This is a genomic window from Halomonas sp. 113, from assembly GCF_904067645.1.
In the GTDB taxonomy this organism is placed as follows: Bacteria; Pseudomonadota; Gammaproteobacteria; order Pseudomonadales; family Halomonadaceae; genus Vreelandella; species Vreelandella titanicae.
Map to the genome: position 1 here is coordinate 4168773 of NZ_LR881453.1, position 25260 is coordinate 4194032.

The following is a 25260-nucleotide window of genomic DNA, read 5'->3' on the forward strand; positions in this document are numbered from 1 at the left end:
ATGACCGCAACGCTTGACGGCCTTTTAGGCGCAATTAAGAGCGTTTGGTTAGGAAAAGTTAAGTGCGTTCGGTAATTTCCAGTAGATGGTAACCAAACTGGGTTTTCACCGGGCCGTGTACTTGGCCTACTTCGTCGTTGAAAACAACCTTATCGAACTCGGGTACCATCTGGCCGGGGCCAAAACTACCGAGATCACCACCTTGACGACTAGAGGGGCAACTGGAGTGCTCTTTAGCGACTTCAGCAAAGTCGCGGCCATTTTGAATTTCTTCTTTCAGTGCTAGGCACTGCTCTTCACTGCTGACCAAAATGTGGCGGGCGCTGGCGCGTGTCATAGGTTACTCCTAACTAATGATGTTCTGAGGGGTCATTCGGGGCGGTAGTTTACCACGGCTTACCCAGGGCTCCGCTATAACGCAATGCTTCGCCCACACGGGCCAAGGCGTGTTCGTGATCGCTTACCGACTCTGGCCCGCGAGTACAGGTGACAATCACCCAGGGCCCTTGTGTTGCCGTATCCGCGTTAGTGCGCTCGGCTATACCGGCATCGCAGCTACGCCGCTGCTGAGTGCCGGTTTTATGAGCGAAGCTTATACCGCTTCCCATACCCGCCTTAAGACGCTGTTTGCCGGAACGGGTTCGCTGCATAACCGCCAACAGCGTTTGCCGCTGCTCGTCATTTAAATCATTCATGGCACTGCCCTGTTGAACAGGGTGCAGGCTGGCGAGCAGGTCGCCAAAGGCGCTTAGGGTGCCCACGTTTTCACCACTGGCTTCGTAAGCATCAAACGCATGGTCGTAATCAGGCTGGGTGAAGGACGCCGTACTAACGCCTAGCACGCGGGCTAACGCCTGCCCGCGCTGACTCACCGAGTGCTGACGCAGGGCGATAAAATCCATCCCGCCAAGCTCCCGAGCGTCAGGGTGGAGTTCACCGTAAACGCCTTGGCGTACGCCGACCAGTTTAGAGATAGGGCCTATCTCATCAGGGTTACCACCGCTTGCGGCAATCATCGCACGGGCGCGTGCGTTAACTACCGCCAGCCCCACGCGGTCAATCAGCATATCGGTGGCGGTGTTATCGCTGACGGTAATCATCTGCTCCATCAAGTAACGGATAGAGATAGGCGTGCCAGGGTCGTGCCAATTAGTGGGGCCCGCGCCATCGACAAAGTCACTACGCGCAAGCGTTAACCGATCATCCAACGTCAGCGTACCCATCTGGCGCTCTGCAAGCACCTGCGCTGCCACCGGTATTTTAATCAGCGAGGCTAAATACCAAGAGTCATCGGCGCGCCATGAAAACGCTTCACCACTGGCGAGGTTTTGTACATAAACACCCAGCCGTCCCTCAAAGATGTCTTCGATAGCCTTCAAGCGCGCGGTTAAATCGCCCTGCCAGGCGCTCTTTTTATCGACTTCATAGTACCAATGAGCATCGTACCAATTTGTATCGTACTCATCTGCATGAGCAGGGAGCGCTATAATCAGCGCTACTGCCACCAGCCCACATTGTATCCAGTGTCGCAAATCATAACTCCAGCAGTTATTAATCGCTTTTAGCGGTGGTTAGCCATCCAACGGGTCAACCAAATCCACCCCGCAGCGCCAAGTATTAACAGCCCGCCTACGCCAAGCGCCTGTGGATAGGTGTACATTCCCTCGCCTTCCCACAAAAAGCGCAGCACTAAAAAGATCATCACAATATGGAAAATAAACGCTTTAAGGGCATCTGAACCGACCATCGTCAGCGGCAAAAGTGCCTTCGCGGCTTTGGCGCCACCGGCTAAAGCGAGGGCTAACAGCACTAGTGCACCACCCAAGCTAAACAGCATAAACTCAAGCCCTGGCGGGTGTTTGCCGACATTGTTGGCCACCGCCAGCATCGCCGCATGTACATCGCCACTGATAAACGCCAACGCATAAAACCCCGCCACCATCATCGCACCCAGGCTCAACAGAGTGAGTACTAAGCGGCGCCGTTTGGCGGAGTCGAAGTAGCAGCGCAGCAACGCTTCGCCGATGAGTAGGCCCACCAAAATCAACGGCGCGCGACTGATCTGCCCCCAGGTGTAATGGTCTTCATGATCTACCAGCAGCGCCTTCAGAATATCGTTGCCGCCAAACGTAAGGCTTTGCAGCCAAATAGTCAGTGCTGTTAATGCGCCAATGGTGGCAAGCCGACTCCAGAGCGGCGCCCGCGCCCAGAGCGGCAGAATCAACGGCACCCAAAGCAGCGCTATGGCGTAGAAGCCTAAGATTTCGACCCAAATGGCAAATCGGCCATAGAGCAACGCATCGACGATCTCGCTGGGCGAGTAGAACGGCAGCATCTCAATGACAAGGAGCGCTTTGTACCAGAACCACACTTCTACAGCGCGCAGCCATAGCTTTAACCGGCGCTTAGGCCAGTCATCGCTTTGAGTGTGGGACAGAAACGCCACCGCCAGGGCAATGCCAAACACCACAATAAACAGCGAAGAGGAGAATTTAGTCAGAAAATGAACCGGCACCATCCCCCAATCGGGTACATTTCGAATGCCGACTAACCCACTGACTGAATGGCTAATAATCATCAAGCCGATGGCTATACCACGGGCTAGGTCAATCGCCGCTATGCGGCCCTCGGCCTTGGGCAGTTGGGGCTTGTCTGTCCATTTTAAGGGCGACCAGTTCAGGGGCATCGAGACATCCTTGTGGGTAGCGTTCTCAAATTGTTAAGCGCGCCGATGCTTAACACCTTAGCGCGAAATTATATCGTGCGCTTTGGTTGATACTGTTAACGGCCACATACAAAGATGCCCCGCAGTTGGCGGGGCATCCGTCGACTCATCCTTGAGCCCGAGAAAAGTTATTCCTTAAAGATTGCAATTACCAGCCGGAATCATCCTCCTCTTCATCGGTGGCGGGTACTTCTTGCTCCTCTTCCTCTTCTTCGTAAGTGAATTCTTGCTCTTCCTCTTCATACTCAGTGCCTACATCCGAACCTTTATCTTGCTCAGTGTCGTAGCTGTTGTAGGTACCTTGATCATCCTGCGTCGTTTCTTCTTGCGGGGTCGGTTCTTCGTACTCGTCACTGCTGTCCACTTGAGCAAACGCAAGTGGGCTGGCCAACAGGCCAAATGATACACCTAGGATGCCAAGTTTCTTGAGAGATTCCGTCTTCATCATGATACTGCTCCTATCAAACGTTGCTACTTAAACATCTGTGCGAGCATCGCACTGGGTTTAATGAGTAAGAGCGTCAGATCGTCCTACCTGTTCCACTCTTACCTACTGCATTGCAGTGCCCGTGCCAGCCTGTGCCAATAGTTAACAAAAAGCATTGTTAAACAATTGCTTATATGTTTTAAACACACGCCAACCCTTTGATTTTATTAACAAAAACTAGACTTATACTGTTTAAAATAGACACATGATCCCCGGTTAATCATGCAATCGGGGCAACAAAGTGAAAGTGACTTACTCGTAAGCCATTTCTTCGAGCTCTTTCCCGCGCGTCTCTTTGACGAAGTAGATAACAAAGAAGACAGAGGCAACGGCACTGATCGCATAAAACCCGTAGGCCCCAAACAAGCCAATAGATGCCAGCATAATCGGGAAGGTCATGGTGATACCGAAGTTGGCCAGCCACTGGAAAAGACCAGCAATCGCCAGCCCCGAGCCGCGCATTTGATTGGGGAACATTTCACCCAGCATGACCCACATCACCGGCCCCCACGAGGCGTTAAAAAACAGCACATAAAGGTTGGCGCACAGCAGTGCAAATACGCCCATATCACTCGATAACTGTAGGCTGCCATCCACCATCGTCGCTGTAGAAAACGCATAGGAGAGGCACGCCAGTGTCCCCGCCATGCCAACCGAACCACTCCAAAGCAGCGGTTTGCGGCCAATTTTGTCGATCAGCGCAATCGCCAGTAGGCAAGCGCCAATACTCACAGCGCCCGAAATCACGTTGATCAGCAGCGCATCGCCTTCGGAGAAACCCACTGACTGCCATAGCACTGCGCCATAGTAGAAAACGACGTTAATGCCCACCAACTGCTGGAAAACCGCCAAGCCAATACCCACCCAGACGATGCCATGTATCTTGCCCGTGGAACGGTTGATCACATCTTTCAACCGTGGCTTGTGATCTTGATCCAGAGTGGTATTAATTTCATCAATTTTGCTGCTGACATCACGCTCAGGCATTACTAACCCAAGCACACGGCGGGCTTCGCCCTGCTTACCGGTGCTGATCAGGTAGCGCGGGCTTTCAGGAATAAACAGCAATGCCACCAGGAAAACAGAAGCCGGTATCAATTCAATCCAGAACATCCAACGCCAGGTCGCGAAGCCAAACCATAGTTCTGACATGGCCGAGCCCGCTACATAGGCCAAGACATAATTACTCAAAAATGCCATAAAAAGGCCAGAAATAATCGCCACCTGTTGAATAGTGGCTAGGCGTCCTCGGTAGGCCGATGGTGCTACCTCACTGATATAAGCCGGGGTCATGACACTGGCGGCGCCTACGGCAAGCCCACCGAGAATGCGATAGATCACAAACTCCATCGAGCTACCGGCAACGCCGGAGCCCCAGGCGCTGATCAGAAAGAACACCGCCGCCACGATCAGCAGCGTGCGACGGCCAAAGCGATCCGCCAGGCGACCCGCAAAGAAAGCACCGATCGCGCAGCCCAGTAGCATCGACGCCACATTAAAGCCCGTGCCTGCGCTATCGGAGTTAAAAGAGGCCTGCAGGCCATCCACAGTGCCGTTGATCACGCCACTGTCGAAACCAAACAGGAAACCGCCGATGGCGGCAATACAACAGATCACCAAGATATACGATGAGCGGCTTAGCGTTCTTTGTGTTGTCATTGTCTAGCTCCTTGGATTTGTTATTGAGCGTTGTTTTGCGTATTGGTAGTTGGAAAAATTGAAAATCGTCAGTGATATAGGGAGCTTTCGTGACGGGTTGAAGGTTGCTGCAACGCGCCATCAGGCAACCGCTTTCCATCGGCATCAAACGCGTGGAGTTGGGCCTGCTGGGGAGTGATAAAAAGCGTATCGCCATGGCTAAGATCGACATCGCCAGAGAGACGGACGGTGAGCGGGCCGGTCTGCTCGCTATCTATATAGGCGAAAGAGTCAGCACCCAGCTTCTCGATGAATCGCACACGTCCTTTCCACTCGCCCTTCTCGCGGCTCACCTCTAGATGCTCGGGCCGTATGCCTAGAGTGGTGGCACCGTAAGCCGCCGCTAGTTCACCTTCGATCAAATTCATTTTCGGCGAGCCAATAAAACCAGCTACAAACAGCGTTTCGGGGCGTTGATAAAGCGCCATGGGCTTGCCCATTTGCTCAATCTGCCCAGCGTTCATTACCACAATGCAGTCGGCCAGGGTCATCGCCTCGACCTGATCGTGGGTGACATACACCATGGTGGTCTCGAGCCGTTGATGCAGTTCGGCCAACTCGACCCGCATGCGGTTGCGTAACGAAGCGTCCAGATTAGAGAGCGGCTCGTCGAAGAGAAATACACCGGGGCTGCGCACAATGGCGCGCCCTATCGCCACCCGCTGGCGCTGCCCACCGGATAACTCCGCGGGTTTACGCTCGAGCAGATCCTCAAGATTGAGCAAGCGCGCGGCCTCGGCCACTTTGGCTTCTCGCTCTTCGGTGGGCACTTTTGCCAGCCGCATGCCGAAGTCGATATTGCGGGCGACCGTCATGTGCGGATAAAGCGCGTAAGACTGAAAGACCATGGCAATGTCCCGGTCACTCGGCTCGGCGGTGGTAACGTCTTCGCCGCCGATAGTGATCGTGCCCTGAGTCACGGTCTCCAGGCCTGCAATCATACGCAGCAAGGTGGATTTTCCGCAGCCAGAAGGCCCAACCAGCACGGTGAAAGAGCCATCTTCGATATGCAGATTTAAATCAGGGATTACCGTGGTTTTGCCATGAAACGTCTTTTCAATGTCGCGTAGTGTTACTTCAGCCATGAGCTTATCTCGTCTCTGAAAGAGGGGCACGGCGATAGCAAAACGCCTGGAAATCAGCGGGAGTGCCACGTCCACTAATGTCGTGGGCGGCCATGCCTAGAAAATTGCCGGTGAAATAGCCGTGGGCACGACCACTGCCTTCGTCGGAAAGCAGGCCAGCATCTAATGCTGGCCCAATCGATTGCCAGGGCTGACCTCCCTGGGCATAGCGAAAGCGCAGTTCCCGGGCGTGGATATCCAGCCCAAGCCGAATCTTGGCATCTGGGGTAAGGCGGACACCTTCTTCGGCGATACTCAAGTTCCCGTTCGGCCAATCATCCAGGCAACTGATAATGCTGAGCACCTTGTCGCCTGCATCGTTCAAGGTCACCGCTAAATAGTGGAACTTGAAGCGGTTGTAGTAGGCGATAAGCCCGGCAAACTGCTGAATATCCTCGGGTTCAAAGGTGAGAGTCGTTTCGGCACTGCAGTAGATGCTGTCCTGGCGGCGCGCCACTAACGCCTGCTCAAACCAGGAACCTACCGACTCACGGCCAAAAAGACGTAGGTAACCGGGCCGTTCGGTGAGCGAAAACAGCCTTTCCGGATAGGGGGAACGCAGCCACTGAAATGCATCGGGTAGCGTTGCTGATTTGAACTCGTAGCGCTCTGCATGAGCAGGCGGCTTCTGCGTCACCCCACTCATCGCCATCTTTAACGCTGGTGCATTGTCCTCCTCAGCGAGCCGTAGCCAGCCATCTTCACCCCACTCCACGCGCTGAATAGCGGTCTCGCGCCCCATCGGCGATAGCCGGGTGCCTGGCAGGGGCCTGCTGCATAAATGCACCAAGTAAGTATCACCTTCAGGGGAGTCGACCAAATCTGCATGGCCAGCCCGCTGTAGCGGGTTTTCAGGATCATCTCGACTCGTCAGAAGTGGATTGTTGGGATGTACCTCGTAAGGGCCTGTCAGCGTTTTTGAACGCGCCATGGTCACCGCATGCTGGTAGCCAGTGCCGCCCTCGGCCACCAAGAGGTGGTACCAACCATCATGCCGGTAGAGATGCGAACCTTCTGTGAGCTTCAGTTCGGTACCGGCGAAAATATTGTTGATATCGCCCACCAAGCGTCGTTGCTCAGGATCGTACTGTTGCAGCACAATGCCGCCGAAGCGATCCCGCCCTTCCCGCTGGCGATAATCCCACTGCAGGTTAATCAGCCACTTGCGGCCATCGCTGTCATGAAATAGCGAAGGGTCAAAGCCGCTCGAATTGAGATGGACCGGATCGCTCCAGGGGCCCTCTATATGCGGGGCAGTGACCAGGTAGTTATGGCCATCCTTAAAGTTACCCTCGTAACGCTTCATATCGGTGTAGACCAGCCAAAATAGGCCGTCGGCGAAACTCAAACAGGGCGCCCAGATCCCGCAGGAATCTGGATTGCCGCGCATATCCAGCTGGCTGGCCCGGCTCAACGGCCGTGTGACCAGCTTCCAGTTAGCCAGGTCGCGGGAGTGGTGGATCTGAACGCCTGGGTACCACTCAAAGGTCGATGTGGCCAAGTAGTAGTCGTCGCCTACCCGACAAATAGAGGGGTCAGGATTGAACCCGGCCAGAATCGGGTTATGAATAATATCGTTCATTATGGATCCTCCTTTATCCCTTAACCGAGCCGCCGGTCAGGCCAGCCACGATGTACTTCTGGGCGGCGAGAAAGAAAATAACCGCCGGTATGATGGTCAAGGTCACGAAGGCTAGAATCATGTTCCACTGGGTAAGGTACTCCCCTTGGAACTGCATCATACCCAGTGGCCAGGTGTAGATAGAGCGGTCGTTGAGCACCACTAACGGCAGTAGGAAGTTGTTCCAGCTCTGCACAAACACAAACACGCCCACGGTGGCCAAAATGGGGGTCGAGAGCGGCAGCGTGAACGACCAGAAGAAGCGCAAATAGCTGCACCCATCCACATAGGCCGCTTCAAACAGCTCTTTAGGCAGCTGGTCGAAGAAGGCCTTAAAGAGCAGGATGGCTAGCGACAAACCAAATGCCGTCTGGGGCAGAATCACCGCCCAATAGGTATCCAGCAGGCCCAAATCCCGCACCTTGATAAACAGCGGCAAAATGGCCGCCGCGAAGGGAAACATCAGCCCTAGCAGCAGATAGGAGAGGATCAACTTGGCGCCGAAGAAGCGGATCTGCGAAAACACGTAAGCCGCAGCGGCCCCCACCACCAGGGTTAAAAACACCGTCATTAACGAGATGAAGAAAGAGTTACCCAAATAGCGCCAGAAATTGCCGTCCATCAGGATGCCGATGTAATTACCGGCATCCCAACTATCGGGCAGCCACAGCGGATTGGTGCGCAGCTCAGAATTGCCCTTAAAGCCACCGAAAAACGCCGCTAACAGGGGGCCGATCACCACGCTCGCCACCACGATCAGAATGATCACGCGCAGGGTGTTACGGGTAGTGATACTTTTCATGCCTTACTCCCCTTGCCGGTGGTGCGTTGGTAGAAGAAGGCGATTCCGATAGCGAGCACAAACAGCACTACCGCAGCGGCGCTACCAAAGCCAATATTGAGCCGTGAGAGACCGAAGCTGTACAGGTAGGTAACGATGGTATGAGTCGAGTTAGAGGGGCCGCCGTTGGTCATCGGGATAATAATGTCGAAAATCTGTAGCGAACCGATAATGGCAAAGAAACCACTCACCACGATGGCATGCTTAATCAGCGGGATTTGTACAAAAAGCGCCACTTGGCGGGGTTTAGCCCCTTCAAGCTTGGCGGCTTCAACCAGATCCTTGGGCACGCTCTGCAGGGCGGCAATGTAGATCATCATATGGAAACCAAAGTACTTCCAAACGATCACGGTCATAATCGCCGGAAACGCCCACTGGTGGTCGGCCAGTACATATACCGACTCCTGGCCCATGGCATGCAACAGCGAACTGGTAATGCCGTAGTCGCCGTCAAAAACAAAGCTCCAGATGAGCCCCGCGGCCACTTCCGCCAAGATGTAGGGCAGGAAAAACACCAGCCTAAACAGAGTATTGGTGGGCGTTTTACGGTACACCAACAGTGCTAACCCCAGTGCCAGGGGCATCTGAATCAGTAGTGATACCAGTATCAGTTTGGCGGTATTCCACAGCGCGGTATGAAACACCGAGTGATCAAGCAGGCGCTGATAATTTTGCGAGCCGACAAAGTCACTGGGCGCACCGTAGCCATTCCAGGAGAAACCGCTGTAATAGACGGCATCCGCTAGTGGCAGAATGACGAACAGCGAAAAAAGGATTAACGCCGGTGGAAGCAGGATTAATAGCGCGGTGAATTTACCGCTCACCAAACCTTTCTTCACCCGGTCAGCATTCCCTCTCCGCGGCACGGCGGTTCGGTCAAGCGTGGTCATGGCAAACTCCGAGGCAGAGCATGGATGAGCACGGGCGTTAACGCGCGTGCTCTTTTAGCGGGTGGATCATCTAAACTGCCAGGCTTCTTCGACCCGCGCTGTGGCCTCTTCCGGAGTAATAACGCCTTGCGCGAGGTCGCCGCTAATATCGTTAATCGTCGCGCCTACGGACGTTCCCAGCGCTTGATCCAGGAACACTTGGTGGAAGTCGGATTCATCGAGAATTTCAGCGACGCGGCGGGCATAGGGGGTTTCAAGCGCTTCGGCGGAGCCCTCGGCAACCGGCACAAAGATCCCCGTCGCCGCCGCTTTACGCTGGTTCTCCGCATTGAGTAAAAAGCGCAGGAATTGCACCGCTTCGTCGGGGGCGTCACGAGTGACAGCAAAACCGTTCATGCCGCCAAAACTCTGTGCGTTGCCCTCACCATCCGCGACCTCTGGGAAAGGAATAAATCGCAAGTCGTCATCCGGAACACCCTCTCCGCTCACCGAGCGCTGTTTGGAAGGCAGATAATCCCAGTCACCCATCACGTGGAAGGCAGCCTCGCCATCGCCAAACATGCCGCTGGCGCGCTCGTAGGAAGTGGCCATAAAGCCGGACTGAAAAGGATCAAGCTCAACCAACGACTGCAGCATTTCACCAGCACGTACAAAGGGTTCGCCGTTAAAGCCACCGTTGTCACCGCTTTTGGCCGCTTCGATGCCCTCCCCCCCGGCCAAGCGGGTGACTAAAGAGCCCCAATAGAAGTGCAGCGGCCAGCCATCCTGACCACCGACCACCAGCGGGGTTATGCCCTCTTCCCGCAGCGCCACCACGGCGTTTTCAAAATCCGCCCAGGTCTTAATCGCTTCTGCATCGACCCCCGCTTGCTCAGTCAGCGCGGTGTTCGCCCAGATACCCACCACCGTGGCGTAGAGCGGCGCGCCATAGACACGATCATCCAGGGTAAAGGCGCGCACTGCGGACTCAGGGTAAATATCCTGCCAGCCATCGCGCATCGGCTCGGTTAAGTCGCGGACAAACCCCGCATCCACCTGATCGCGCAGCCCTTCGCCGCCCCAGGTGTAATAGATATCCGGGCGCTGGCTGGACTGCAGCATGGTAGGCAGGCGCGTTTTGTACGCTTCGTTGGCAAGGTATTCGAACTCGACATTAACGTCGGGATGCTCCGCCTCATAGGCGGCAACTACTTCGTTGTAGTAGTCCTTTTCAGCGCTGCTGCTCTCAATTCTTAATACTGTCACCGTGGTCTCAGCCGCCGCTGCGCCTGAACTCAAAGCAGCAGTAACGGCAATGGCTAGCGCTAAGGAACGCGGACGTGAACAGGACACGTTGTCATTGTTAGCTACCTGCATAATGTTCTCCTAATATTATTTCAACGTTAGCGGGCTCATGCCCAGCCGGCATCCACCGCCAACTCCTGGCCGGTAATCGCCTGGCTTTCAGAACTGGCTAAAAACAGCACGACGGGGGCGATATGCTGGGCTTCAAGACGCATTTTTAGGCACTGGCGTTGTTGAATGGCGACTTCATCCTCAGGGCTAATCCACTTTTCGAGCTGGCGTTCGGTTATCACCGAACCGGGCACCAAGGTATTAACGCGGATATTGTGCTCACCCAGCTCCCGGGCCAGGCTGCGGGTCAGGCCGTGCGCCGCCGCTTTGGCGGTGACATAAGCGGGTAATCCACCCAGCGCCATCTGCACGCTGACCGAGCCAAAATTAATGATCGAGCCACCGCCCGCTTGCATCATCTGCTCAGCCGCTGCCTGGGCAGCAAAGAACATCGGCCGCAGGTTGAGCGACATACGTTCATCCCAATAAGCAACATCCACATCCTGCCAGGCGTGACGATCATCGCTGGCAGCATTGTTGACCAGGGTATGGATTGGCCCGAGATCCTGGCCGGTCTCGGCGATAACCTGCTGTAGGCTGGCCACATCGCGGATGTCGCAGTGGTGGTAGTGCGGTGCCTCGCCGGTCTCGACGCGGAGCTCTTCGACCAACGCCTCGCTGGCCTCATCGTTAATATCGACAAACACCACCCGCGCGCCCTGAAGATGAAAGGCTCGGGTAAGCGAGGCGCCAATGCCGCTGCCGCCGCCGGTAATAAAGACCACACGCTGTTCAAGGCTTGTATAGCGCGCTGAGTGTTGATTCATATTGTTTCCCACCTCTTTCTTTTAGGCGTGCTTTAACCGCGTTTTAAATATCCACCCACTGCCCACCGGCAGCGGACGAGGCCAGCGCGCGGGTAATAAACGTAAGGCCATCGACACCGTCGGCGACTCCCGGGGTTTGCAACGCCAGCGCCTCAGCGCGCTCACCCCGTTGATGGGCGTGAATTTGCACAGCGAAATCGCGATAGAGCTGGGCAAAGGCTTCGAGATAGCCTTCCGGATGCCCCGGTGGAATGCGTGCAGCCGCCATGGCCGCTTCGCCCAGGCCTGGGCCGTTGCGGGTCAATATCCGTGGCGGCTCTCCCAGTGGCGAATGCACTAGCTGATTGGGCGTTTCCTGGCGCCAGGCAAGGCCACCCTTGCTGCCATAAACGCGGAGCTGCAGACCGTTTTCGTTGCCCGGCGCGACTTGGCTAGACCACAGCATGCCCCGCGCGCCGCCCTTGAAGCGCAGCAGCATATGTACGTTGTCATCCAACGCTCGCCCTTCGACAAAGGTGTGCATATCGGCGGCGAGTGACTCCAGTTGCAGGCCGGTCACATAGCGCGCCAGGTGGTAGGCGTGAGTGCCGATATCACCCAAACAACCTGCCGGGCCGCTGCGTTTGGGATCGGTGCGCCACTCAGCTTGCTTGACGCCGCTCTCTTCCAGGCGGGTGGAGAGCCAATCTTGCGGGTACTCCACCTGGACGACGCGAAGGTCACCCAGCTCACCGTTGGCGACCATTTCACGCGCCTGGCGTACCAGCGAGTAGCCGGAGTAGTTATGGGTTAAACCGAAGAACAGCCCCGTCCGTTCCACCAGCTCGGCGAGGGTTTGCGCCTCGTCCAGGGTGATCGTCATCGGCTTGTCGCAGATGACGTGAAAACCCGCTTCTAAAAAGGTGCGCGCTACGTCGAAGTGAACATGGTTGGGGGTCACAATGGCGACCACATCGATGCCATCCGGCCGCTGCTGCTCCGCTTCGGCCATGGTCTGGTAGTCGGGGTAAGCGCGTTCGGCGTCAACGTGCAGCTCCGCGGCGGCGGCCCGGCTGCGATCAGGGTCAGAGGCAAAGGCCCCGGCAACCAGTTCGAAATGGTCATCCAACCGCGCGGCGATGCGGTGCACCCCGCCGATAAACGCTCCTTGGCCACCGCCGACCATGCCCAGGCGCAGCCGACGCGGCGTGTCGTGTTGATTGCTCATGTCGTATTGCCCTCCGCTGTCGTTGAATTAATGGGGTTGAATTAATTGAGGCGCGTTATTAAAGACCGAGGATGCGGCGATTGGCAGCGTCGTCAGACCCGCCGCTGGCAAAATCGTCAAACGCCCGCTCGGTGACCTCAATAATGTGGTCGCGAATAAAGGTCGCGCCTTCACGGGCGCCGACTTCCGGATGCTTCAAGCAGCACTCCCACTCCAGCACCGCCCAGCCGTGATAGTCGTTGGCCGCCATCCAGGAAAAGATCGACTTGAAGTCGATTTGGCCATCGCCCAGGGAGCGAAAGCGCCCCGCGCGCTCTGTCCATGACTGATAGCCGGAATAAACGCCCTGCTTGGGGCTGGGGTTAAACTCGGCGTCCTTAACGTGAAACATCTGAATATGGTCGCGATACACGTCCAGAAAGCCGCGGTAGTCGAGCTGCTGCAGGATCAGGTGGCTGGGATCGTAAAGGATGTGGCAGCGGGGGTGGTTACCGACCCGCTCAAGGAACATCTCAAAGGTGATGCCGTCGTGCAGGTCTTCGCCGGGATGAATCTCGTAGCAGAGGTTCACGCCCGCTTCATCAAATGCATCCAAAATCGGCCGCCAGCGATTCGCCAACTCGTCGAACGCCGTCTCGACCAAACCCGCCGGACGCTGGGGCCAGGGATAGATGAACGGCCACGCCAGCGACCCGGAAAAGGTGCCGTGGTCGGTGAGGCCGAGATTTTGCGATGCCTTGGCGGCCAGCTTTAGTTGATCAACCGCCCAGGCCTGGCGCGCCTTGGGATTTCCGCGCACTTCGGGCACCGCGAAGCCGTCGAACATCTCGTCATAAACGGGATGTACGGCGACCAACTGGCCCTGAAGATGGGTGGAGAGTTCGGTGAGCGCCAAGCCGTGTTCGGCCAGTGTGCCTTTGATCTCATCGCAGTAGGTGCGGCTCTCGGCAGCACGTTTGAGATCGATCATGCGTGCATCCCAGCTGGGAATCTGCACGCCCTGATACCCAAGCCCCGCCGCCCAAGCAGCAATGCTGTCGAGGCTATTAAAGGGGGCTTCATCACCGGCGAACTGGGCGAGAAAGAGCGCTGGCCCTTTGATTGTTTTCATAGGACTCTCTCAATATCGTTTGGATTAAGTGCTTGGGTAGGCGCGGGTTGGGATGGTGCTTTTACCCGCGCCTATTAATCACTACGCAATCAATACGCGGTCAGAACGGCGAATCGGGGAAGTAGTACTGCTCGGCATTCTCCTGGGTAATCAGCGGCGAGCCTAGAATGTACTCACCCAACACCGGGCCATTGGAGACAAAGTGCTGTACGGTCAGGTCCATGGCGGTGGCGATCATGGCAGGTGGATACAACACGTCCACTGGCACCAGCTCATCACCATCCATCACCCGTTTAATAATGTCCTTCATGCCCGCCCCGCCGACGATAAACAGCTCGTCTTCACGATCCGCTTGGCGCACTGCTTCAATTACCCCTAGCGCGATATCGTCATCCTGGGCCCAGACGGCGTCGATATTGTCGAAGCGCGATAGGTAGTCCTGCATCACTTCAAAGCCATCATCACGGTTCCAGTTGGCATGCTGCATATCGAGGATGTTGACCTCGGAGCCTTCGATCGCTTCCTGGAAGCCCTGCACCCGCTCATCGTCGATCACCGTGGGAATACCGCGCAGCACCACAATGTCGCCCTGATCATCAAGGCGTTCGCGGATGTACTCACCGGAAACGCGGCCTAGTTCATGGTTATTCCCCGCTACATAGAGATCCTGGATCCCCTCTTCCGTCAGGCCTCGATCTACCACGGTGACGAACACCCCAGACTCTTTAACCCGGCGCACCGGATCGGTCAGTGGCCCAGACTCAAACGGCAGCACCACCAGCGCGTCGATGTTGCGCAGCGACACCAAGTCTTCTAGATCATTGGCCTGCTCTCCCGCCGTGCCCGCTGTGGAGATGGTGATCTCAATGTCAGGATAGAGCTCCTCGAGGCGTTTTTTGGCCTCTTCGGCATGGTAGTTAACGCCCCCCGTCCAACCATGGGTGGCGGCGGGAATGGAGACACCGATGGTGTACTCCTGGGCAACCGCGGCGCCGGAGAGCCCTATTGCTGAAGTGAGTGCTGCAGTAGTGACGCAGGCCTTCACTGCTGTCTTGATGGTTCGCATAGTGATGCTCCTTTCGTGTTTGTAATTGTTTTGCTGTTTTTACTTGCTGCGTTGCGAGCTGCTAAGGGTTGATGTTGCGAACGTTTTTCTGGTTTTTACATTCTTTTCAGTGCCTTAAGGCGCTGCTTTTCTCCACGAGGCACGCTGCAGGTAGACCGCCACAATGATGATGATCCCCTGCACCGTCCCGTTGAGATAGTTAGAAATGGCATCGGTCAAGTTGAGAATATTGCCAATCATGGTGAGCATGATGGCGCCCACCACCGTGCCCCAGATACGCCCATGCCCGCCCTTGAGCATGGTGCCGCCGATGATCACCGCGGCAATCGCCTCAAGCTCCCAGAGTACCCCGGTGGCACCCGATGCAGAGCCCAGCCGGGGCACATAGATAATTGTCGCCAAAGCCACGCACACACCCTGCAGCATGTAGGTCATGGTTTTGATGCGATCGACGTGAATAGCGCTGTATTCGGCCACTTTTTCATTGGAGCCGATGGCAAAGCAGTAGCGCCCGAAGCGGGTGTAGTTGAGCAGAATGTAGCCAACAATGGCGACAAATAGAAACACCCAGACCGGAATGGTGATGCCCAGGAAGCTGCCGTAATACATCGGCCGATAGATATCACGCACTGCCCAGTCCAGGGTGAGGGTGCCGCCATCGGCGAGGTACGTGACCAGTGAGCGGTAAATCCCCATAGTGCCGAGGGTGACAATAAACGCCTCAATTTTGCCTTTGGTAGTCACCATGCCGTTGATAAAGCCAGCGCACAGCCCCAGCAGCAGCGAGGCACCCACGCCGAACAGCACGGTGGTCAGCCCGGCGCCAAACTGCTCGACGAGGCTGTTCATCAAAATAATCATCACCCCGGCAATAAAGGCCGCCATTGCCCCTACCGAAAGATCCAACCCGCCGGCGGTAATTACAAAGGTAGCGCCAATGGCAATAATGCCGATAAAGGCACTGCGGGTAAGCATGTTGGAGAGATTATCCAGCCCTAGAAAAGCCGGATTAATCAGCACGCCCAGTAGCGCCAGAACCACCAGTGCTACAAAGGGCCCCCAGGTTTTCAGGTCTATGGCGAAGCCTTTTTGCTTGATCATTTGGTTAGCTGCTTTATTAGTCGTTTTGTTATTAGCCATGACGCTGCTCATCGACCTCTGCTCCCTTAATGCCGGATGCGTACTGCATGATTTCGTGTTCGTTTATTTGCTCGCCTTCAAGCACCCCGGTGAGTACCCCGGCGCACATTACCGCCACCCGGTGGGAAAGGCCGATCAGCTCGCCCATTTCTGAAGAGATCAATATCACCGAGCAGCCCGCCTCGGTTAATTCATGGATAAAGTGATAGATCTGGTGCTTGGTTCCCACATCGATGCCCCGGGTCGGTTCATTGATAATCACGACTTCAGGGGCAATGGACATCACCTTGGCGAGCAGCAGCTTCTGCTGGTTACCGCCGGAGAGTTCGGCAGCGGTGCGCGCTGCCGTCCGCAGGCGGATATCGAAGCGCTGGATGGCCTGTTGAAAGGCCTGCTCTTCACGCCGGCGGTCAATAAGCGGATGGCAGTGAGCGCGTAAATTGAGCAACGTAACGTTGGAGCGCAGATCCATATTGAGCACCAAGCCTTTGCCCTTGCGATCCTCGGTGAGATAAGCAATTCGTTGGTGCACCGCATCGCGCAGGTGTCGCAATACCACCGGTTGACCATTGCGTAGCACCTGACCGGCGCTTTTACTGCGCAGACCCAGCACGGCTTCAATCAGCGCGGTTCGGCCAGCGCCCACGATGCCACCAAACCCCAACACTTCCCCCTGGCGCAGGGTAAAGCTGGCCTGTTTAACGGCCCCGGGCACCACCATATCCCGCGCTTCCAGCACCACCGGCGCATCGGAGGGGAGATGCGTACGCGGTGGGTACATTTCAGTGATCTCACGCCCCACCATCAGCCGTGCCAACTCTTCCTTGCTGCGTCCAGTCATGGAGCCGCTATCGACCAAATGGCCGTCGCGCAATACCGTCACGCGGTCGGCAATCTGCTCAATTTCACGCAGCTTGTGGGAGATATACAGAATCGCCACACCACGTTGGCGCAAACGGTCGATGAGTGCGAATAGCACCGATACTTCGTTTTCCGTCAGTGTGGCGGTGGGCTCGTCCATAATCAGCACGCGCACATCCCGGGTGATCGCCTTGGCGATCTCCACCATCTGCTGATCAGAGGTGCTAAGGTCTTTCACTCGAGCACGTGGATCAACGTCGGTTTCGAGCTCCAACAGTGCCGTCCGGCTGCGTTCCCGCATGGCTCGTCGATCCAGAAACACTCCACGGCGCAGTTCGCGGCCCAAGAAGATGTTCTCCTCTACGCTGAGCTGTTCCGCCAGTGCCAACTCCTGGTGAATCATCACCACGCCGTCGGCCTCTGCCTCACCGCTGGAGCGATAGTGCCGTTGGCTGCCGTCCACCAGGACCTCACCGGAGGTGGGGCGAAGGTAACCGGCCAGGATTTTTACCAGGGTCGATTTACCGGCGCCGTTCTCACCCAGCAAGGCGTGCACTTCGCCCGCCTGCAGGTCGAGATCAACGTCGAATAACACTTGGTTTTCGCCAAACGAGCGGCAGAGTTTGCGCGCTGATAACAGCATGAGGCCACCTGATGAAGTCTGTTGTTATTGTGTTGGGGGCTTATCAACATCGATTGATTTAGGTTGATGCTTGATTTACTTTAGGTGCTAAAATAAATATTTGCATATGCAACTTAGGTCGTATTTTGACAATTGCGCTCACACCCCACGATGAGAGCGCTCAGCAATGTGCAGCACTGCTTTTTTTCAACACGAACTATAACGGCGACCCTATGGCCCTTCCGTCGACTGATACTAGCCGCCTCGACAACACCCTGGCGGTGATACGCACTCTGCGTGACCAAGGATCGGTGGCACGCATCGACCTAGGCGCACTCAATGGCATTAGCTCTGCCACCGTCACCTCGATCAGCGCCGAACTACTCCAGCAGGGGTTGATCACGGAACGGCCACCCGAAACACCCCGCCCCACCGGGCGTGGCCGACCAAAAACCTTGATTGAACTCGACCCTAATGCCGCCTGCGTGGTGTGTATCAAGCTATCGATCAATGAGATCCAGTTGGTGGTGGGCGATTTTTCGGGTCAGGTACGCCAAAGCGAACACCACGCAGTGCCCACCCTGACGCTGAGCGCCGACGACCTGGAAGCGCTGCTGGAAGAGAAGATCAGCACTGTTTGCGCGCAACAGCTAAAGGGATTTCAACGCTTGGCGGGGATCTGTTTGGCAGTGCAGGGGGTAGTCTCGTCGCAAAGCGGTACGATTATCTGGTCCCCCGCTTTAAGCTTTCGTAACGCACCGATATCGACGCGATTAGCGGAGCGTTTTCACTGCAGCGTACTGCTGGAAAACGATGCCAACTGCATCGCCAGCGTTCTAGCGGCACAGCCCGCCTATGCAGACTGCCCCAACTTGGTGGTCATTATGCTGGGCTACGGTATCGGTATGTCGGTATTGATTAACGGCGTGCCCTTTCTAGGTGCCAATGGCTCAGCGGCGGAGTTTGGGCACAGCAAATACCAACCCGATGGCGCCCTGTGCGCCTGCGGGCGACGGGGCTGCATTGAAGCTTACACTAGCGATTATGCGCTCTATCGCGCCGCCGCGGATCATTTAGCGCTTCCCTCCGGCGACAGCGCACACCCCTCAGAGCAGCAGATGCAGGCGCTGACACAGTTAGCATTAAAAGGCGACCCGACAGCCCAGCGTATTTACGCCGAGGCTGGGCGGGCGCTGGGGTTCGGCATTGCCAATGTGCTGGCGCTCTTTAACCCCGATCTCGTGCTGATTACCGGCTCCGGCGTGCGCGGCTTTGACGCCATGCAAGCCGCCATGCACACCGCCATTGACGATGCCCTAGTGGCCGAACTGATGGGCACCACCCGCATCGAACACTGCGCCTGGGATCGCGACATGACCTGCATGGGAGGCATCACCATGGCGCTAAATGCCACCGATGGCGAGACGCTGTTAGATAGCCAGGCTAAGTCTGGATCAGCTACTTGCCTGTAGCCAAAAGGTCGATTAGCATGAAAATGTACAAGGGAGTATTTTATGTCTATTCATCAATTGACACAAAAAGTTAAGGCAGCTGGGCAGAACCGCACTCATGAGCAAAGAATGAAATTGCTTAAAGATGCGCACATCCTTGATTCACAAGGACGTCTTGATAAGCGTTTTTTCAGTCCATCTAAGTCTAAAGGCAACCATACGGCACACGTTAAGACCTAATGTATTCATCAAAACCGACAATTGTCTATGGTTTTCATGGGTTAGATAAAGATATTGCCATCAGTATCCTGAACCAAAAATCTGAATTCAAACACAGTAATAATAAGTATGATTGGCTGGGCAATGGCGTTTACTTTTGGGAAAATAATCTTGAAAGAGCGCATCAGTATGCCCTTCAAGATAGCCAGCGGGCTGCTTCTAATGTTAAAGATCCCTTTGTACTGGGCGCAGTAATTGAGCTCGGCAACTGTCTGGATTTGCTTGACCAAAAATATAATGATTTTCTTAAAGAAGCTTGTCAGCAGCTAAAAGACGATTTAGAGGCAGAAGGTACACCACTGCCTGAGAATAGATCGTTTGGAAAAACAGATTTTGATTTTAAAGCCCGTTAGCTTGACTGTGCTGTAATCCGTTATGCATGTGCATTAGCCAAGGAACAGGGTGAACCCTTTGACTCTGTTAGAGCCGCGTTTATCGAAGGCGATCCACTATACGATGGAGCCAAGTTTTTTTCTGAAAACCATATTCAACTTGCCATCATTAATCCAGATTGTATAAAAGGAATATTTCTTCCAAGACAATCTACTCAAGAGATTGAGCTCGCTGAAGGAAAACTAAGCACTAACGTTTAAACCCGTGGATACAGCCTAAACTCTATTCACGCCACTAATATCCAGATATTCCTTGCAAGCACTCAACGACCATAACAACTGTCAGTCGTGATAAACCACGCTGCGGCCTCCGTCGATAGTCAGGCAACTGGCGTTGATAAAGGGGGCCTCATCTGAAGCCAGGAAGACCACCGTCATGGCGACTTCCTCGGGTTGCCCTAACCGCCCTGGTGGCAGCAAGGCTTCGATGCGTGCCTTAGCCGCGACGGGGTCATCGAAGGACTGCCAATGCGCCTCTACCGCCGAGGTGGCAATATAGCCCGGCGCGATGGCATTGACCCGCACGCCCCGCGGTGCGTATTCAATGCCGAGCGATCGGGTTAAGCCAATCAAGCCGTGCTTGGCTACCGAGTAGGGAAAACAACCGGGAATAATCGAGAAGCTGTGGGTGGAGGCGATGTTGATAATGGCACCGTCGCCCTGCGCCAACATGTCCGGCAACACCGCCCGGCTACAGAACCAGGCACCTTCCAGATCGACCGCTAGGCAAAGTTGCCAGGCGTCATCCGGCATGGCGAGTGGATCATGGAAGACATTCATTCCGGCGTTATTAACCAAGGTGGTCAAGGGCCCGTTAATCTCCCGTGCCTTCGCCACGGCGGCGTCCACCATTGCGCGATCAGCAATATCTGCCACCAACGCCTGAGCATTGTGTCCTTCGCTGCGCAGTTGCGCTGCCAGCCTCTCGACGTTATCACCGTCTCTATCCAGCAAGGCGACCGTGGCACCCTCGCGGACGCAGGCCTCGGCAATGGCGCGGCCGATGCCGGTGGCAGCACCGGTTACCAGAATATGCTTGTCGGTCAACCTGGCGGTCATTGCGCGTCCTCTTTTTTAAGCTCTTCGTCACTCTGCGTGGAGCTATCTCTGCCAGGCTGATAATTGCCCCCGAGGGAGGTAGCTTTAGCTCGCGACCCTTTTGGCGCTACCTCAGGATCTTCGAATGACCATCAATGCGAGTGCCGCGGCACATCAGAACCCCGACAGCCGACCAGGAAGTCGAAGTCGCAGCCTTCGTCCGCCTGGAGCACCCGCTCGATATACAGCTGGCGGTAGCCGCCCTGGCTGGCAATCAGCGTTGAGGCGGCAGTGGGGTCACTTTCGGCCAGGCGCGAGGCCAGTTCTTCATCGCTGAGTTCCAGATGCAGCCGGCCGCTTGCGCAGTCGAGTTCGATCCAGTCACCGTTGCGTACCGCGGCCAGCGGGCCGCCGGCGGCGGCTTCGGGCGCTACGTGCAGTACCACAGTGCCGTAGGCGGTACCGCTCATGCGGGCATCCGAAATACGCACCATATCGGTGATGCCTTGGGCGAGGATCTTGGGCGGCAGGCCCATATTGCCCACTTCCGCCATGCCGTGATAACCCCGTGGGCCGCAGTGCTTCATGACCAGTATGTCGTTGGCTTCCACGTCCAAGTCCGGGTCGTTGATGCGCGCCTTATAGTCGTCGAAGTCCTCGAACACCACCGCACGACCTCGGTGCTGCATGAGTTCGGCCGTGGCTGCCGAGGGCTTTAACACCGCGCCATTAGGGGCGAGGTTGCCGCGCACCACGCAGATGCCGCCGTCCGCGGTGAGCGGATTATCCAGCGGGCGAATCACTTCGTCGTTGTACAGCGGGGCGTCCTGGACGTTTTCCCACAGGGTTTTGCCGTTGACGGTCAAGGCGTCCTTGAAGGGCAGCCGGTTGGCCTCGCCCAGGCGTCTAAGCACCGCGGGCAGGCCACCGGCGTAGTAGAACTCCTCCATCAAGAACCGCCCCGAGGGCTGTAGATCGACCACCGTGGGCGTGCCGCGCCCCACTCGGCTCCAGTCGTCCAGGGTCAGATCCACACCAATCCGTCCGGCAATCGCCTTGAGGTGAATCACCGCATTGGTGGAGCCGCCGATAGCGGCGTTGGTACGGATGGCGTTGTCGAAAGCTTCCTTGGTAAGGATCTTGGAGAGCCGCAGGTCTTCGTTGACCATCTCGACAATCCGGTTACCCGAAAGGTGCGCCAGCACGTAGCGGCGGGAGTCCACCGCCGGAATCGCTGCATTGTGCGGCAGCGAGGTGCCCAGCGACTCGGCCATGCAGGCCATGGTGGAGGCGGTGCCCATGGTGTTGCAGGTGCCCGCAGAACGGGACATGCCCGCTTCGGCGGCCATAAAGTCGTGCAATGATATCTCACCGGCCTTGACCTGCTCGGAGAGCTGCCAGACCACGGTGCCGGAACCAATGTCCTTGCCCTTGTGCTTGCCGTTGAGCATCGGCCCGCCGGTGACCACGATGGTGGGAATATCGCAGCTCGCCGCACCCATCAGTAGCGCCGGGGTAGTTTTGTCGCAGCCCACCAGCAGCACCACCGCATCGATGGGGTTGCCGCGAATCGCTTCCTCCACGTCCATGCTGGCCAGGTTGCGGGTAAACATCGCGGTGGGGCGCAGGTTGGATTCGCCGTTGGAGAACACCGGGAACTCCACCGGGTAGCCCCCCGCTTCCAGCACGCCCTGCTTCACGTGCTCCGCCAACTTACGAAAGTGCGCATTGCAAGGTGTGAGCTCCGACCAGGTGTTGCAGATACCGATGATCGGTTTGCCCTGAAACTCATGGTCGGGAATGCCCTGGTTTTTCATCCAACTGCGGTACATAAAGCCGTTTTTATCGGCGGTGCCGAACCACTGGGCAGAGCGTAATGGGCGCTGACGATCAGACATAACAAAGCCTCCGTACAAACCGGAAAAAAGTGACCAACTAATAAAGGGGTAACGGTTTAAGCGTCAGGCCCGCTGACGACGGGTCTGTTTCCAGCGGTCAAACATCACCGCCAGCAGCAGAATCGCGCCACGCACCAGGTACTGGTAAAAGGTGGGGACGTTGAGCAGCCCCATGGCGTTCTGGACGCAGCCCATAATCAGCACACCGACCACCACACCGGTAATGGTGGCAACGCCACCGGATAGCGCCACACCGCCCAGCACACAGGCGGAAATCACCGCCAGTTCCAGGCCCATAGAGGTATTGGGGTCGCCCAGCCCCATGCGTGAAGCTAGCAGTACACCTACGACACCCGCCACTACGCCCTGGAGGCCGAAAACAATAATCTTGAGGCGGCGAACATTAACCCCGGCAAGCGCGGCGGCTTCCGAGTTCCCCCCGGTGGCCAGCACATTGCGCCCGAAAGCGGTCATGTTGAGCACCACACCAAAGATCACGAAACAGGCCAGCATGGTCCAGACCGGCAGGGTTAGGCCGAGGAACGAGGCACTGCCCAGGTCAAAGAAACCCGGCACGGTGATCATTACCGCGTCGCCGCCGGAGGTGATATAGGCCAGCCCGCGTACAAACTCCATTGCCGCCAGGGTGGCAATCAGCGAGTTAATACCGAACTTGGCAATTACCAGGCCGTTAAAAGCGCCCACCGCGCCCCCAGCGACAATGCCACCGATCACGCCGATAAACACGCTACCGGTACTGGAGGTCACCACCGCTGCGACCACCCCCGCAAAGGCCACCGTAGAGGCCACCGAGAGATCCACCTCACCCAGTGCCAGCACCAGCATCATGGTAGTGGCCAAACTGCCGATTAGGGTGATCGAGAGCAGTAGCCCGACCATGTTGCGGCCGGTCAGAAAGTCAGGGATGAGTACCGCCAGGGCCACAAACAGCAGCAAGAAAATTGCAATCAGCCCTGAGGTATCCAGCAGCGTGCGCAGTGGCTTGATCAGCCCCTGCCGGCCCGCCGGGCGGGCAGGCGCAGTCTTGCCTTGGGTTGCATTGTTAGTTGTCATGGTTGTTGTCCTGAACTTGTTCTCTTAAGAACGAATATCTTGAAAACCTTAAAAAAAGCTGACACTTAGGCAGGTAGCGCCAAGCCCAGCAGACGTTCCGGCGTAGCCGATTCCCGCGGCACTATGTCCACCAGTTCACCGTCGCGCATCACCGCGATGCGGTCACAGATGGAGCTGACTTCTGCCAGGTCACTGGAAATCACCACCACGCTTTTGCCCTGTTCGGCCAAATCGTAAAGTAGCGAGTAAATATCCCGCCGTGCGCCGACGTCGATGCCTCGGGTTGGCTCGTCCATCACAAACAGATCAATCTCCTCGGCAAGCCAGCGGGCCAGAATCACCTTCTGCTGGTTGCCGCCGGAAAGTTTGCCGATCGGCGTACGTGGCCCCGGTGTCTTGACACTGAGTTGCTGGATATACGACTCGGCATTGCGCCGCTCACGGCCGGGGTGGCGGAACATGCCCCAGCGTTTGAAAAAGCGCCGACAGCTAATATTGAGGTTGTCGGCCACGCTGGCTACCGGGAAGATACCCTGGGATTTACGATCCTCTGGACACATGGCAATACCGGCGCGTATCGCCTCGCCAGGGCTTTTAAAACGTCGCGATTCACCGTTGAACTGTACGCTGCCGGCCTTGGGCGATTCGACTCCGCAGATCAGCCTCAGCAGTTCGCTGCGCCCCGCGCCCACCAGACCAAACAGCCCGAAGACTTCCCCGCGTTTGACGGAGAAACTCACCGGCGCCTTGAGGCCGCGCCCGTGGATTCCTTCCACGTTCAAGACCACATCGCCCTGTGTGCGCGGGCGGTAGCCGTAAACATCGTCGATATCCCGGCCGACCATTTCACTCACTAACAGGTCGTGATTGAGCGCCGACATATCCTCATGGGTGCGTATATGCTGGCCATCGCGGAAGATGGTGACCGCATCGCACATCTCAAACACCTCCTCCATACGATGCGTCACGTAGAGCACCACCCGCCCTTCATCACGCAGTCGTTGGACGATACGTTTTAGCTGGCGAATCTCCTGAATAGAGAGACTACTGGTGGGCTCATCGAACGCGATAACCTTGGCGTCTCGCAGCAGCGCACGGCCAATCTCGATCATCTGCTGCTGGCCGATGGAGAGCTCGCGCACCTTGGTCGAGGGGTGGATCTCCCCCTCGCCAAGATCAGCCAGTATCGCCAACGCTTTTTCCTTCAACCGGCGACGGTCAACAAACCCCTGCCGCGTGGGCAGTTGACCCAGCAGCAGGTTTTCGGCCACCGACATATTGGGTGAGAGCGTCAACTCCTGGTAAATAATCGCAATGCCTTCCCGCAGCGCCTCTCGGGCATTGTTGAATACATAGCGCTGGCCATCGATCCACAGTGCACCTTCGGCCACCCGGTTAACGCCGCTTAGCACCTTGAGCAAGGTGGATTTACCCGCGCCGTTCTCGCCCATTAAGGCATGCACTTGACCGGCGTGGGCGGAGAAACTCACCCCATCCAGCGCGCGCACGCCGGGGAAAACGACACTAATCGCGTCGAACCGTAGATAAGCATCAGACATGCTTCATTACTCCC

At 56.5% G+C, this 25260-nt stretch carries 23 protein-coding genes; 3 read left to right on the plus strand and 20 right to left on the minus strand.

What is annotated here, in order from left to right:
• Positions 1-58: 58 nt before the first annotated feature.
• The 16 genes from YERSI8AC_RS19650 to YERSI8AC_RS19725 form a co-directional block, all read right to left on the minus strand.
• On the minus strand, positions 59-337 hold the full coding sequence (locus YERSI8AC_RS19650) for a peptidylprolyl isomerase (protein ID WP_007112840.1): 279 nt from the start codon (positions 335-337) through the stop codon (positions 59-61).
• Between the two features lie 49 nt (positions 338-386).
• The gene (locus YERSI8AC_RS19655; RefSeq protein WP_201304242.1) at positions 387-1532 is read right to left on the minus strand and encodes a serine hydrolase; all 1146 of its coding nucleotides are present in this window, start codon (positions 1530-1532) and stop codon (positions 387-389) included.
• Between the two features lie 29 nt (positions 1533-1561).
• Positions 1562-2686 (minus strand): heparan-alpha-glucosaminide N-acetyltransferase domain-containing protein, encoded by a 1125-nt coding sequence (locus tag YERSI8AC_RS19660; RefSeq protein ID WP_141440659.1) that lies wholly within the window; start codon positions 2684-2686, stop codon positions 1562-1564.
• 187 nt (positions 2687-2873) lie between these two features.
• A complete protein-coding gene (locus tag YERSI8AC_RS19665; protein WP_022521951.1) occupies positions 2874-3173 on the minus strand; it encodes a hypothetical protein in 300 nt (99 codons plus the stop codon).
• Positions 3174-3464: 291 nt separating this feature from the next.
• Positions 3465-4871 carry a sugar porter family MFS transporter gene (locus tag YERSI8AC_RS19670; protein WP_159177356.1) on the minus strand — a complete coding sequence of 469 codons (1407 nt, stop codon included), beginning with the start codon at positions 4869-4871 and terminating at the stop codon, positions 3465-3467.
• A 68-nt stretch (positions 4872-4939) separates the two neighbouring features.
• Positions 4940-5995: an ABC transporter ATP-binding protein gene (locus YERSI8AC_RS19675; protein WP_159177357.1), complete on the minus strand. Its 1056-nt coding sequence runs from the start codon at positions 5993-5995 to the stop codon at positions 4940-4942.
• A 4-nt stretch (positions 5996-5999) separates the two neighbouring features.
• Entirely contained in the window at positions 6000-7616 is a 1617-nt protein-coding gene (locus tag YERSI8AC_RS19680) for a glycoside hydrolase family 43 protein (protein WP_159177358.1), read from the minus strand.
• Positions 7617-7629: 13 nt separating this feature from the next.
• A complete protein-coding gene (locus YERSI8AC_RS19685) occupies positions 7630-8457 on the minus strand; it encodes a carbohydrate ABC transporter permease (RefSeq protein WP_159177359.1) in 828 nt (275 codons plus the stop codon).
• Positions 8454-9386, minus strand: a complete 933-nt coding sequence (locus YERSI8AC_RS19690) for a carbohydrate ABC transporter permease (protein WP_008959440.1) — start codon at positions 9384-9386, stop codon at positions 8454-8456. The genes YERSI8AC_RS19685 and YERSI8AC_RS19690 overlap by 4 nt, the downstream gene beginning before the upstream one ends.
• A gap of 66 nt (positions 9387-9452) precedes the next feature.
• On the minus strand, positions 9453-10742 hold the full coding sequence (locus YERSI8AC_RS19695) for an ABC transporter substrate-binding protein (RefSeq protein ID WP_159177360.1): 1290 nt from the start codon (positions 10740-10742) through the stop codon (positions 9453-9455).
• 35 nt (positions 10743-10777) lie between these two features.
• On the minus strand, positions 10778-11548 hold the full coding sequence (locus tag YERSI8AC_RS19700) for an SDR family NAD(P)-dependent oxidoreductase (protein ID WP_159177361.1): 771 nt from the start codon (positions 11546-11548) through the stop codon (positions 10778-10780).
• A 43-nt stretch (positions 11549-11591) separates the two neighbouring features.
• On the minus strand, positions 11592-12755 hold the full coding sequence (locus YERSI8AC_RS19705) for a Gfo/Idh/MocA family protein (protein WP_027956951.1): 1164 nt from the start codon (positions 12753-12755) through the stop codon (positions 11592-11594).
• Positions 12756-12813: 58 nt separating this feature from the next.
• Positions 12814-13866 carry a sugar phosphate isomerase/epimerase family protein gene (locus YERSI8AC_RS19710; RefSeq protein ID WP_159177362.1) on the minus strand — a complete coding sequence of 351 codons (1053 nt, stop codon included), beginning with the start codon at positions 13864-13866 and terminating at the stop codon, positions 12814-12816.
• 100 nt (positions 13867-13966) lie between these two features.
• Entirely contained in the window at positions 13967-14932 is a 966-nt protein-coding gene (locus tag YERSI8AC_RS19715; protein ID WP_159177363.1) for an ABC transporter substrate-binding protein, read from the minus strand.
• A 114-nt stretch (positions 14933-15046) separates the two neighbouring features.
• The gene (locus YERSI8AC_RS19720) at positions 15047-16072 is read right to left on the minus strand and encodes an ABC transporter permease (protein ID WP_223828102.1); all 1026 of its coding nucleotides are present in this window, start codon (positions 16070-16072) and stop codon (positions 15047-15049) included.
• Positions 16065-17576: a sugar ABC transporter ATP-binding protein gene (locus tag YERSI8AC_RS19725; RefSeq protein WP_022521940.1), complete on the minus strand. Its 1512-nt coding sequence runs from the start codon at positions 17574-17576 to the stop codon at positions 16065-16067. Before YERSI8AC_RS19725 ends, YERSI8AC_RS19720 begins: the two co-directional genes overlap by 8 nt.
• 212 nt (positions 17577-17788) lie before the next feature.
• Between YERSI8AC_RS19725 and YERSI8AC_RS19730 the strand changes: the two genes are divergently transcribed.
• The 3 genes from YERSI8AC_RS19730 to YERSI8AC_RS19740 are packed head-to-tail and all read left to right on the plus strand — an operon-like array spanning position 17789 to position 19638.
• Positions 17789-19027 carry an ROK family transcriptional regulator gene (locus YERSI8AC_RS19730; protein WP_053856972.1) on the plus strand — a complete coding sequence of 413 codons (1239 nt, stop codon included), beginning with the start codon at positions 17789-17791 and terminating at the stop codon, positions 19025-19027.
• 42 nt (positions 19028-19069) lie between these two features.
• Positions 19070-19246 carry a hypothetical protein gene (locus tag YERSI8AC_RS19735; RefSeq protein WP_022521938.1) on the plus strand — a complete coding sequence of 59 codons (177 nt, stop codon included), beginning with the start codon at positions 19070-19072 and terminating at the stop codon, positions 19244-19246.
• Entirely contained in the window at positions 19246-19638 is a 393-nt protein-coding gene (locus YERSI8AC_RS19740) for a hypothetical protein (RefSeq protein WP_201304243.1), read from the plus strand. Before YERSI8AC_RS19735 ends, YERSI8AC_RS19740 begins: the two co-directional genes overlap by 1 nt.
• A gap of 321 nt (positions 19639-19959) precedes the next feature.
• Here YERSI8AC_RS19740 and YERSI8AC_RS19745 read toward each other — a convergent pair whose 3' ends face one another.
• The 4 genes from YERSI8AC_RS19745 to araG form a co-directional block, all read right to left on the minus strand.
• Positions 19960-20736, minus strand: coding sequence for an SDR family oxidoreductase (locus YERSI8AC_RS19745; protein WP_159177364.1), 777 nt, complete (start codon positions 20734-20736; stop codon positions 19960-19962).
• A 131-nt stretch (positions 20737-20867) separates the two neighbouring features.
• Positions 20868-22613 (minus strand): IlvD/Edd family dehydratase, encoded by a 1746-nt coding sequence (locus tag YERSI8AC_RS19750; protein WP_159177365.1) that lies wholly within the window; start codon positions 22611-22613, stop codon positions 20868-20870.
• Positions 22614-22676: 63 nt separating this feature from the next.
• On the minus strand, positions 22677-23687 hold the full coding sequence (gene araH / locus YERSI8AC_RS19755) for an L-arabinose ABC transporter permease AraH (protein ID WP_159177366.1): 1011 nt from the start codon (positions 23685-23687) through the stop codon (positions 22677-22679).
• Positions 23688-23752: 65 nt separating this feature from the next.
• Positions 23753-25246, minus strand: a complete 1494-nt coding sequence (araG, locus tag YERSI8AC_RS19760; RefSeq protein WP_022521933.1) for an L-arabinose ABC transporter ATP-binding protein AraG — start codon at positions 25244-25246, stop codon at positions 23753-23755.
• Between the last annotated feature and the right edge of the window lie 14 nt (positions 25247-25260).

What these genes read in the sequence shown, in the direction of transcription:
- YERSI8AC_RS19650 (WP_007112840.1), bottom strand. Translation starts at nt 337, where the DNA reads ATGACACGCGCCAGCGCCCGCCACATTTTGGTCAGCAGTGAAGAGCAG.
- YERSI8AC_RS19660 (WP_141440659.1), bottom strand. Translation starts at nt 2,686, where the DNA reads ATGCCCCTGAACTGGTCGCCCTTAAAATGGACAGACAAGCCCCAACTG.
- YERSI8AC_RS19665 (WP_022521951.1), bottom strand. Translation starts at nt 3,173, where the DNA reads ATGATGAAGACGGAATCTCTCAAGAAACTTGGCATCCTAGGTGTATCA.
- YERSI8AC_RS19670 (WP_159177356.1), bottom strand. Translation starts at nt 4,871, where the DNA reads ATGACAACACAAAGAACGCTAAGCCGCTCATCGTATATCTTGGTGATC.
- YERSI8AC_RS19675 (WP_159177357.1), bottom strand. Translation starts at nt 5,995, where the DNA reads ATGGCTGAAGTAACACTACGCGACATTGAAAAGACGTTTCATGGCAAA.
- YERSI8AC_RS19680 (WP_159177358.1), bottom strand. Translation starts at nt 7,616, where the DNA reads ATGAACGATATTATTCATAACCCGATTCTGGCCGGGTTCAATCCTGAC.
- YERSI8AC_RS19685 (WP_159177359.1), bottom strand. Translation starts at nt 8,457, where the DNA reads ATGAAAAGTATCACTACCCGTAACACCCTGCGCGTGATCATTCTGATC.
- YERSI8AC_RS19690 (WP_008959440.1), bottom strand. Translation starts at nt 9,386, where the DNA reads ATGACCACGCTTGACCGAACCGCCGTGCCGCGGAGAGGGAATGCTGAC.
- YERSI8AC_RS19695 (WP_159177360.1), bottom strand. Translation starts at nt 10,742, where the DNA reads ATGCAGGTAGCTAACAATGACAACGTGTCCTGTTCACGTCCGCGTTCC.
- YERSI8AC_RS19700 (WP_159177361.1), bottom strand. Translation starts at nt 11,548, where the DNA reads ATGAATCAACACTCAGCGCGCTATACAAGCCTTGAACAGCGTGTGGTC.
- YERSI8AC_RS19705 (WP_027956951.1), bottom strand. Translation starts at nt 12,755, where the DNA reads ATGAGCAATCAACACGACACGCCGCGTCGGCTGCGCCTGGGCATGGTC.
- YERSI8AC_RS19710 (WP_159177362.1), bottom strand. Translation starts at nt 13,866, where the DNA reads ATGAAAACAATCAAAGGGCCAGCGCTCTTTCTCGCCCAGTTCGCCGGT.
- YERSI8AC_RS19715 (WP_159177363.1), bottom strand. Translation starts at nt 14,932, where the DNA reads ATGCGAACCATCAAGACAGCAGTGAAGGCCTGCGTCACTACTGCAGCA.
- YERSI8AC_RS19720 (WP_223828102.1), bottom strand. Translation starts at nt 16,072, where the DNA reads ATGGCTAATAACAAAACGACTAATAAAGCAGCTAACCAAATGATCAAG.
- YERSI8AC_RS19725 (WP_022521940.1), bottom strand. Translation starts at nt 17,576, where the DNA reads ATGCTGTTATCAGCGCGCAAACTCTGCCGCTCGTTTGGCGAAAACCAA.
- YERSI8AC_RS19730 (WP_053856972.1), top strand. Translation starts at nt 17,789, where the DNA reads ATGGCCCTTCCGTCGACTGATACTAGCCGCCTCGACAACACCCTGGCG.
- YERSI8AC_RS19735 (WP_022521938.1), top strand. Translation starts at nt 19,070, where the DNA reads ATGTCTATTCATCAATTGACACAAAAAGTTAAGGCAGCTGGGCAGAAC.
- YERSI8AC_RS19740 (WP_201304243.1), top strand. Translation starts at nt 19,246, where the DNA reads ATGTATTCATCAAAACCGACAATTGTCTATGGTTTTCATGGGTTAGAT.
- YERSI8AC_RS19745 (WP_159177364.1), bottom strand. Translation starts at nt 20,736, where the DNA reads ATGACCGCCAGGTTGACCGACAAGCATATTCTGGTAACCGGTGCTGCC.
- YERSI8AC_RS19750 (WP_159177365.1), bottom strand. Translation starts at nt 22,613, where the DNA reads ATGTCTGATCGTCAGCGCCCATTACGCTCTGCCCAGTGGTTCGGCACC.
- araH (WP_159177366.1), bottom strand. Translation starts at nt 23,687, where the DNA reads ATGACAACTAACAATGCAACCCAAGGCAAGACTGCGCCTGCCCGCCCG.
- araG (WP_022521933.1), bottom strand. Translation starts at nt 25,246, where the DNA reads ATGTCTGATGCTTATCTACGGTTCGACGCGATTAGTGTCGTTTTCCCC.